The organism is Methylibium sp. T29-B (genome assembly GCF_000576225.1).
GTDB lineage: Bacteria > Pseudomonadota > Gammaproteobacteria > Burkholderiales > Burkholderiaceae_C > Methylibium > Methylibium petroleiphilum.
This window is the reverse complement of the sequence record NZ_AZSN01000144.1, coordinates 1-9,125: the sequence shown is the minus strand read 5'-3', so window position 1 is coordinate 9,125 and position 9,125 is coordinate 1. Positions and strand designations below refer to the sequence as shown.

General features: G+C 70.0%; 8 protein-coding genes and 2 pseudogenes. 4 read left to right on the top strand and 6 right to left on the bottom strand.

The features are described from left to right. Positions 1–759 (bottom strand): LysR family transcriptional regulator (locus Y694_RS17415; protein WP_036234800.1); only part of this gene is annotated, 759 nt, incomplete at its 3' end. Between the two features lie 439 nt (positions 760–1,198). On the opposite strand from Y694_RS17415, the gene Y694_RS24960 reads away from it, so the two are divergent. From Y694_RS24960 to Y694_RS17400, 3 genes are all read left to right on the top strand, one after another. After that, positions 1,199–1,654, top strand: coding sequence for an anion permease (locus Y694_RS24960; protein ID WP_051495860.1), 456 nt, complete (start codon positions 1,199–1,201; stop codon positions 1,652–1,654). Further along, positions 1,635–1,814, top strand: a complete 180-nt coding sequence (locus Y694_RS17405) for a hypothetical protein (protein WP_036234797.1) — start codon at positions 1,635–1,637, stop codon at positions 1,812–1,814. The genes Y694_RS24960 and Y694_RS17405 overlap by 20 nt, the downstream gene beginning before the upstream one ends. Positions 1,815–1,949: 135 nt before the next feature. Continuing rightward, positions 1,950–3,383 carry an aldehyde dehydrogenase family protein gene (locus Y694_RS17400; RefSeq protein WP_036234795.1) on the top strand — a complete coding sequence of 478 codons (1,434 nt, stop codon included), beginning with the start codon at positions 1,950–1,952 and terminating at the stop codon, positions 3,381–3,383. Between the two features lie 18 nt (positions 3,384–3,401). Here Y694_RS17400 and Y694_RS17395 read toward each other — a convergent pair whose 3' ends face one another. From Y694_RS17395 to Y694_RS17375, 5 genes and pseudogenes are all read right to left on the bottom strand, one after another. Then, positions 3,402–3,647 carry a hypothetical protein gene (locus Y694_RS17395; protein WP_231497746.1) on the bottom strand — a complete coding sequence of 82 codons (246 nt, stop codon included), beginning with the start codon at positions 3,645–3,647 and terminating at the stop codon, positions 3,402–3,404. 55 nt (positions 3,648–3,702) lie between these two features. Then, positions 3,703–3,957 carry a MoaD/ThiS family protein gene (locus Y694_RS17390; protein WP_011830164.1) on the bottom strand — a complete coding sequence of 85 codons (255 nt, stop codon included), beginning with the start codon at positions 3,955–3,957 and terminating at the stop codon, positions 3,703–3,705. A gap of 25 nt (positions 3,958–3,982) precedes the next feature. Beyond that, positions 3,983–5,400: pseudogene (locus Y694_RS17385) on the bottom strand (NAD(P)/FAD-dependent oxidoreductase). Between the two features lie 4 nt (positions 5,401–5,404). Further along, positions 5,405–7,242, bottom strand: a pseudogene (locus tag Y694_RS17380) (aldehyde ferredoxin oxidoreductase family protein); the annotation flags it as partial. Between the two features lie 10 nt (positions 7,243–7,252). Beyond that, a complete protein-coding gene (locus Y694_RS17375; RefSeq protein WP_011830167.1) occupies positions 7,253–7,729 on the bottom strand; it encodes a 4Fe-4S dicluster domain-containing protein in 477 nt (158 codons plus the stop codon). A 423-nt stretch (positions 7,730–8,152) separates the two neighbouring features. Between Y694_RS17375 and Y694_RS17370 the strand changes: the two genes are divergently transcribed. After that, positions 8,153–9,125, top strand: a 973-nt coding sequence (locus tag Y694_RS17370; RefSeq protein ID WP_036234792.1) for a sigma-54-dependent Fis family transcriptional regulator, incomplete at its 3' end; no start/stop codon positions are given.

The following is a 9,125-nucleotide window of genomic DNA, read 5'->3' as shown; positions in this document are numbered from 1 at the left end:
GATGCGTGCGCTCGCCAGCCGCGCGGCGGCCACGGCCGGCACCACGGCGATGCCGGCGCCGTCGGCCACCAGCGCGGCCACCGCGTCCAGGCTGCGCACCCGCACGCGGTGGTGCAGCCCACGCCCCTGGCGCAGCGCCTGAGCCTGCAGGAATCGGCTGAGCCCGCTCTCGGCGGGCAGGCCGACGAAGGGCTGGTCGATCACATCGGCGAAACGCAGCGCACGCCGCCCCGCCCTGCTGCCCTGCGCCGGTTGCAGGACCACCAGGCGATCCTCGCGGAACACGCGCGTGTTCAAGCCTTCGGTGTCGACGTAGTCCGCCACGATGCCGATGTCGGCGTGCTCCTGCCGCATCGTCCGCAGCACGTCCGGACTGCCGAGTTCGCGCAGGTCGACGTCGATGTCCGGATGGGCGACCAGAAAGCGCCCCAGCAGCGCCGGCAGGTACTCGGTCATCGCCGCCGTGTTGCACAACACCCGCACGCTGCTGCGCACCCCGTGGGCGTGGGCCGACATCTCGGCGTGCAGGGCCTCCATGTCACGCTGCAGCCGCCCGGCATGCCGGCGCAGCGTGCGGCCTGCATCGGTCGGCACCACGCCCTGCTTCGACCGCACGAGCAGCGCCGCGCCGAGGGCGTGCTCGAGGTTCTGCAACCGCGTGCTCGCCGCCGACAGCGACAGGTGCATCTCGCGCGCGCCCGCGGTGATCGAGCCGGCCTCGGCGACCGCGCCGAACAGGCGCAGGTCGAACGGGTCGATGCGGAAGCCGGCAGCGCCGCGCGGGCGAGCGAGGGGCGGGACTGGGCATCGTCATCCTTCGCGGTTGCCGAAGGATAGCTGCGCCTGTGCGCGATGGACGCCCCGAGGCCGCGCCGCGACCATGCCGGCATGGACATCGAACGGCTCGCCACTCTCGGCACCATCTTCGCGCTGGCGGGCGCGGTCAAGGGCGTGTCGGGCATGGGCCTGCCCACTGTCTCGATGGCGCTGCTGGGGCTGGTGATGCCGCCGGCTGCCGCGGCCGCCCTGATGGTGTGGCCCTCGCTAGCCACGAACCTGGCGCAGTGCGCCGGCCCGAGCTGGCGCGCGCTGTGCCGCCGGCTCTGGCCGGTGTGGGCCGGCCTGCTGCTCTTCACCGTCTCAGCCCCCTGCCCGACCTCGCCAGCGCGGGCGCGGGCCGCACCTCGCGCTCGGCGCCGTGCTGCTGCTGTATGGCGCGTGGGGCCTGCTCCGGCCTGCGCTGCCGCGCCCTGCGCCGCGGCACGAGGACTGGCTGGGCGCACTGGCCGGCGCCGTGTCGGGCCTGCTGACCGCGGCCACCGGCGTGTTCGTGCTGCCGCTGGTGCCCTACCTGCAGTCGCTGCGGATGGACCGCGACGAACTGGTCCAGGCCCTGGGCCTCAGCTTCACGCTGGCCACCGTCGCGCTGGGCCTGGTGCTGTGGCAGGCGGCCCCGCAGGCCGCCACGCCGGATGCGACGGACTGTGGCGTGGCGCTGCTCGCCGCGTTCGCCGGCCTGTGGTCGGCACCCGGCTGCGACGGCGCCTGCCGGCGCCCACTTTCCAGCGCGCGCTCTACGGCATGTTCGTGCTGCTCGGCGCCGCCCTGCTGGGCCGCACGAACTAGGCCCCGCGATGCCGACGCACGGCGATGAACAAGCGCGGGCCGAGGCCCTGGAGCAGGCCTACCGGCTGGCGCTCGAACTGCTGGAGTTGCTGGACGAGGCGCGCGCCGCGATGGTCCGTCCGCCGCCGCGGCCCGAGGCTGCGGCGGGCCGCACCGACGACCCGGCCCATCCTGCAGCACCGGGATGACCCGCGAACTCGCGTCACAAAACTACCCGCGCGGGTGGCTACGGCAGTTCACGGTTCTTTGAACATCGCGCCCTGGTCATCGGGGCGCGCCGCCGCCTCCCGGTGTTCTTTCTTCCCTTCCTGGAGCAAGCCCGCATGCGCGACTACCTCAAGTTCTACATCGACGGCCACTGGGTCGACCCGGTCAAGGCGAAGAGCCTCGACGTCGTCAACCCGGCCACCGAAGCCTCGGCGGGTCGCATCTCCATGGGCACGGCTGCCGACGTGGACCGTGCCGTGAAGGCCGCGCGCAAGGCCTTCGCGAGCTACTCGCAGACCAGCGTGGCCGAGCGCGCCTCGCTGCTTGAACGCATCATCGTCGAGTACAAGAAGCGCTACGCCGACATGGCTGCCGCCATCACCGAGGAGATGGGCGCGCCGGTCGCGCTGTCGAAGGACGCCCAGGCGGCGATGGGCATCGCCCACCTGCAGATCGCGCTCGACGTGCTGAAGAACTACAAGTTCCAGGAACTGCGCGACACCACACTGATGGTGAAGGAGCCGATCGGCGTGTGCGGCTTCATCACGCCGTGGAACTGGCCGTTCAACCAGATCGCCTGCAAGGTGGCGCCGGCGCTCGCGGTGGGCTGCACCATGGTGCTCAAGCCGTCCGAGATCGCGCCGTTCTCGGCCTACCTGTGGACCGAGATCCTGCACGCCGCAGGCGTGCCGGCCGGCGTGTTCAACCTCGTCAACGGCGATGGCCCGACGGTGGGCGCGGCGCTGTCGAGCCACCCCGACGTCGACATGGTCTCGTTCACCGGCTCCACGCGCGCCGGTGTCGAAGTGGCGCGCAATGCCGCGCCGACCGTGAAGCGGGTGCACCAGGAGCTGGGCGGCAAGTCGCCCAACATCATCCTTCCCGACGCCGACTTCAAGCACGCCATCACCGCCGGCGTGCAGGGCGTGATGCTCAACTCGGGCCAGTCGTGCAACGCGCCCACCCGCATGCTGGTGCCGAACGCGCGCCTCGACGAGGCGCTGGCCATCGCCAAGGAGGCCGCCGAGGCCACCACGGTGGGCGACCCGGCCAGCGGCGCCGCCCTCGGCCCGGTGATCTCGGCCACGCAGTGGGACAAGATCCAGACGCTGATCCACAAGGGCATCGAGGAAGGCGCCACGGTGGTGGCCGGCGGCCCGGGCAAGCCCAAGGGCCTGGAGACCGGCTACTACGTGAAGCCCACGGTGCTGGGTCACGTGAACAACCAGATGACGGTGGCGCGCGAGGAGATCTTCGGCCCGGTGCTGACCATCCTGGGCTACGACACGGTGGACCAGGCGGTCGAGATCGGCAACGACACGCCCTACGGCCTGGCGGCCTACGTGTCGGGCACCGACCCGGAAGCCACGCGCAAGGTGGCTTCGCGCCTGCGCGCCGGCCAGGTGAACATCAACAGCGTGCCGCTGGACTTCAAGGCGCCGTTCGGCGGCTTCAAGCAGTCCGGCAACGGCCGCGAGTGGGGCGACCACGCCTTCGGCGAGTTCCTCGAGGTGAAGGCCGTGCTCGGCTACGCACCCAAGGCGGCCTGAAGCGTGCGGCGCGGGCGGCTAGCCGCCGCCGCGCTGCATGAAGAGGTCGAAGTAGCGCATGAAGCGCTGCCGGTCGGCCTCGTCGACGTCGGTGAAGCTGAACTGCACCGCCAGCCGCGGCAGGCGCATCAACGCGATCTGTCGGTCCGGCAGCGGCGCCCAGCGCAGCTCGAGCCGACCCGCACCGATGTCCACGCGGGCCTGCCCCTGCGCCGCGCGATCGGCGGTCTGCGCACGCAGGCGCCCGGCAGCCAGCCCAGCCATTCGGCCTCGGTGCAGCCCATCTCGCGCTCGAAGCGCGGTGGATAGTGCGTCTGCATCAGCCGCCGGCGATCGGCGGCCAGATCGCCAGCACGTCGCCTTCCTGGAAGGTGCGCGCGGCGCGGTCCTCGGGCGCCACGTAGTGGCCGTTGACGAGCACCAGGTGCACCAGCTTCATCGGCAGGCCGTAGGGCGCTATCACGTCCGCGATCGTCGCCGACGGCGCGATGTCGAGCTCCACCCGGTTGCCGCTGCGGGCCTCGGCAGGCAGGTAGTCGGTGAGCGTGGCGTAGAGCTTGAAGCTGATCTTCATGCGGCGATCATCGCCCGGATCCGGCTCACACGTGCGCGCCGGCCTGGGCCCAGCGCGCCTGCGCCTGCCCCTGGGCAATGTAGGCCTCGGTCAGGCGCGTCGGGTCGGCGATCAGCTTCTCCTTCCACTCGCCCAGCCTCACGCGGCCCTCCACCAGCCCGCGCATCACGCCCACATGTTCGGTCCAGCCGATGCTGTTGCAGCCGACCAGCCGGTCGGCGTCGAACTGCAGGCTGAGGAGCTTGAAGCCCTCACGGTCGGTAAGCTCCGCCTGCTGGCCGCCGGGCACGCCCTGCCAGTCGCCGAAGCTGGCCGAAATGAGGCCCAGCGTGTCGAGCACGTTGATCTGCGGCACGCGCTTGAGCACCGCGCCGCGTTCGAGCATGTTCATCGCGGCCACGTAGCCTGGTCGGCGGCGTTGGGCTGGATCGCGCTGATGACGCGCGTCTTCGTCGCCAGGTCGAAGGCCTCGGCGCAGTCGCCGGCGGTGTAGATGCCCGGCACATTGGTCTGCAGGCGCTCGTCGGCCAGCACGCCCTGGCCGCACTCGATGCCCGAGTCCTTCAGGAAGGCGACATTGGGCTTCACGCCGGTGGCGCTGATCACCAGGTCGGCCTCCACCGTCTGCCCGTTCGACAACCGCACGCTCATCGCGCTGCCGCGCGGCGCCGGTGCCGTTTCGCGCCAGTCGGGCGCGGGCGGTGCCGGGCTCTTGCCGCCGAGGCCGAGCATCGCCGCGGCGCGGGCGATGAACCCCCCCTCGGCCGAGGCCGGAGCCGCCGCCGACGGCGAAGCCACGGTGGACTTCGCCGCCTCGATCGCCTCGACGCGGGTGCCGGTGAACACGCGCACGCCCTTCTTCTCGCACCAGGCCTTGATCATGTTGCCGGCGGCCGGCCCCATCATGCGCGGCACCATGCGGTCGCCCATCTCCACGACGGTCAGCTCCACGCCGCGCAGCGCGAGCGCTTCCATGATGATGCAGCCGATGAAGCCGGCGCCCATCTGCAGCACCTTGGCACCGGGCTGCGCCAGCTCGGCGATGTGGCGCGCGTTCTCCAGCGTCCAGCACGGCTGCACGCCCGGCAGGTCCATGCCGGGGATCGGCGGACGCACCGGCTTGGAGCCGGTGGCGATCAGCAGCTTGTCGAAGCCGAGGATGCTGCCGTTGTCCAGCGTCACCGTGCGCCGGGCGGCGTCGACGTGGGTCGCGCGCTGGCGCAGCACCGTGACGTTGAGCTTGCGGAACTGGTCCGCGTCACGACGCAGGTAGGTGCCGTCCTCGCCCACCTTGCCGATCAGCAGGTAAGGAATCGCCATGCGCGAGTACGGCGGTTCCGGCTCGTCGCCGACGATCGTGATGCTGTCGTACGGCGCGTGCTTGCGCAGCGTCTCGGCCGCGATGACGCCGGCGGGGCCGGCGCCGAGGATCACGTGTCTCATAGGCCAGGCGTGCGCGTGTCTCGGGCTTGAGCTGGCCGCCGGCGTCCCAGCCGCGCACCTCGTAGTACTGCGGCAGCATTTCCGGCAGCTTGTTCACCAGGCCCTTGGCCGGACCGGTCTTCGCCGGTTCGGTCAGCAGGCGCTTGGGCAGCGTGTCGTCCTTCGCGGTGAAGCCGGCCTGGTTGTTGAAGTCGCGCTCCATGTTCCACACGCGCTCACCGATCTCGTTCAGCTTCTCCAGCGTGAACTCCTCGCCGCAGGCCGCCGCGACCTGCGGCTGCACGTCGGCCAGGCCCCAGGCGAAGCTGGTGAAGATGCAGATGCCGGCCGAGTCGAAGGCGGCGGTGGCATCCTGGAAGGCCTTCACCAGCTCCGGCTTGCCCTCGGCGACCAGCGGGTCGGTCTTGACCGGGATGCCCAGCACTTCCGAGGCGACCGTGTAGCCGCGCAGGTGGCAGGCGCCACGGTTGGAGGTGGCATACGCGAGGCCCATGCCCTGGATGCCGCGGCTGTCGTAGGCCGGGAACTCCTGGCCCTTGACGCTCATCGACAGGTCGGGGTGACCGTACTTCGCGGTCAGCCGCGCCGAGCCCAGGCCGATCTCCTTGCCGAAGCCCACGCCCTGCGCGGTCATCTCGGCAAAGTGCACCAGGCGCGCGCCGAGCCGAACGGCGCGTCGGTGCCGAGCTGCTCCTTGGTCAGCACGCCCATCTCGTAGAGCTCCATCACCGCGCCGATGGTCGCGCCGAAGGAGATCGGGTCCATGCCCTGCTCGTTGCACAGCACGTTGGCGTACTGCAGCGCGTCGAGATCGTTCACGCCGTTGGCGTTGCCCAGCGCCCAGGCCGCCTCGTACTCCAGGCCGCCGGAGGCGCCCCAGTACTGCGGCTTGTTCTCGACCGAGAAGTGGCTCTGGTCGATCTTCTGGATGCGCCCGCAGGCGATGGTGCAGCCGAAGCAGGCCTGGTTGGTGACCAGCGGCTTCTTGCCGTCGGTCTTGCGCGGCGTGGCCATCGCCTCGGCGGAGATGTCCTTGGCGCCCTCGAACTGCACGTCGCGGTGGTTGCGCGTCGGCGAGGCGCCGATCTCGTTGATCACGTTCATCAGCACCTGGGTGCCGTAGGTCGGCAGGCCCTGGCCGGTGACGGCGTTGTCGGCGAGGATCTTCTTCTTCTCGAAGGTCACCTTCATGAATTCCTTCGGGTTCGCGACGTTGCCGACCCCCTTGGTGCCGCGCACCGCGATGGCCTTCAGGTTCTTCGACCCCATCACCGCGCCCACGCCCGAGCGGCCGGCCGCACGGTGCAGGTCGTTCACCACCGCCGCATACAGCACGCCGTTCTCGCCCGCCAGGCCGATGCTCGACACGCGGGTCAGCGGGTCCTGGTGCTGCTTCTTGATGATCTCCTCGGTCTGCCAGACGCTCTTGCCCCACAGGTGGGAGGCGTCACGCAGCTCGGCCTTGTCGTCCTCGATCGACAGGTAGACCGGCTTGGCCGACTTGCCTTCGAAGATCACCATGTCCCAGCCGGAGAACTTGAGCTCGGCACCCCAGTAGCCGCCCGAGTTGGAGCAGGCGATCGCGCCGGTCAGCGGGCCCTTGGTCACCACGGTGTAGCGGCCGCCGGTCGAGGCCATGGTGCCGGTCAGCGGGCCTGTGGCCCAGATGATCTTGTTCTCGGGCGCAAGCGGATCGACCTTGGGGTCGATCTCGCTGACGAGGTACTTGGTGGCCAGGCCGCGCGAGCCCAGGTAGGCGCGCGCCCATTCCATGTTCAGCGGCTCCGAGGAAACGGTGCCGGCGGTGAGGTTGACGCGAAGGATCTTTCCAGCCCAAGACATAGTGTTCTCCTCAAGCCGCTGCGTTCTGGTTGCCGAGCTTGTCGGCCCAGGCCTGCATCTTGTTCAGGCCGGTCCAGTTCGCGTCGACGTAGGTGATGGCGCCCGTCGGGCAGGCTTCGGCACAGGCCGGCTCGCCGCCGCACAGGTCGCACTTCTGGACCTTGCCGGTCTCCTGCACGTAGTTGATGGTGCCGAATGGGCAGCTGATGGTGCAGACCTTGCAGCCCACGCAGGTGGTCTCGTTGACGATCTTGGCGCCGGTGGCGCCGTCGATCGTGATCGCCTCCACCGGGCAGGCATGCAGGCACCACGCCTCGTCGCACTGGGTGCAGGTGTAGGGCACCTTGCGGCCGGTGTGATGGAAGTCGAACACCTTGATACGCGACTTGCTCGGCGCGTAGACGGCGTAGTTCTCGAAGGAACAGGCCATCTCGCACTGCAGACAGCCAGTGCATTTCTCGGGGTCAAGGTGGAGGGTCTTCTGCATGGCTGGCGTCTCCGCTGGCGGTTCGTGATCGGATCGAATTCCCGTGCGCGCGAGCAAACCTCCGCCCGGCGCTAGGAACAAGTCTGCCTATGTTCTGGATTGAACATCCCGCTTCATATCCGGTGCTTACCCTGATCCGGCGCAGAACAATTGCTCCCCTTCAGCAAGTCGACCGGCCGGTGGGAGCAATCGCTCGGTGCTTCCGGGCGTCGCAGGGTCCGGCCGCCTGACCCGCCGGGCCGCCGCGCGCGCCACCGCCTCGTGCGTCGAAATTGAACACGAGTTCCATATCTTCCGGGACGAGCAGGATCACAATGAATGTGAAGTCCCACGCCCGATCTGGCGCTGATCCGTTCTCCGGGCGAGGCATCGCCGCCCGCCCGGGACACTGGCCGCCGATGGCGGCATGAAAGGAAGGCCTCGATGTCGATCCCCAGCGTGCACCCCACCCCGAGTACCAGCCGCCGCCGCCGCGAAGAGGCGGCCCAGCGGCCGATCGCCAGCGCCCTGCCCCTCGACGGCGAGCATGTGCTGTCGATCAACGAATCCCACGAGCGCTGTGCCGCGCTGGGCCTGAGCCGCATCGGCGCGCCCGACTACACACCGCTCGGCCGCGCCGACTTCACCATCACCCGCGAGCGCAACCGCCGCCTGTTCGCCCACGCGGCGCCGGTGATGGAACTGCTGTTCGACCAGATCGTGAAGACCCAGAGCATGGTCGTGCTGACCGACGCGCAGGGCACCATCCTCCACTCCATCGGCGACGAAGACTTCCTCGAAAAGGCCGGCAAGGTGGCGCTGGCGCCCGGCGTCAACTGGGCCGAGTGCACGAAGGGCACCAACGGCATGGGCACCGCGCTGGTCGACGAGACCGCGGTGCTGGTGCATGCCGACGAGCACTTCATGCACGCCAACCACTTCCTGACCTGCCAGGCCGCGCCCATCCTCGACCCGCGCGGCAACATCCTGGGCGTGCTCGACGTGTCGGGCGACCGGCGCGGCTACCACCAGCACACCATGGGGCTGGTCAAGATGTCGGCGCGCATGATCGAGAACCACTGGCTGAACGACGACTTCAGCGACGCGCTCCGTCTGCACATCCATCCGCGCATGGAGTTCATCGGCACGCTGCTCGAAGGCATCCTCGCGATCGACCGCGACGGCCGGCTGCTCGGCGCCAACCGCAGTGCGCTCGACCTGCTGGGCATGAGCGGCGCCGCGCTGCGCATGCACACCGTGGCCAGCCTGCTGGGCACGCCGCTCGGTGCCATCGTCGACCGCGGCCGTGCGCTGACGGGCGCCCCGATGCGCATGGCGCTGCCCAACGGTCAGACGGTGCATGTGCAGGCCCGCTGTAACTGGCCGCTGTGGCCCGGCCAGTGGACCGGCACGGGCG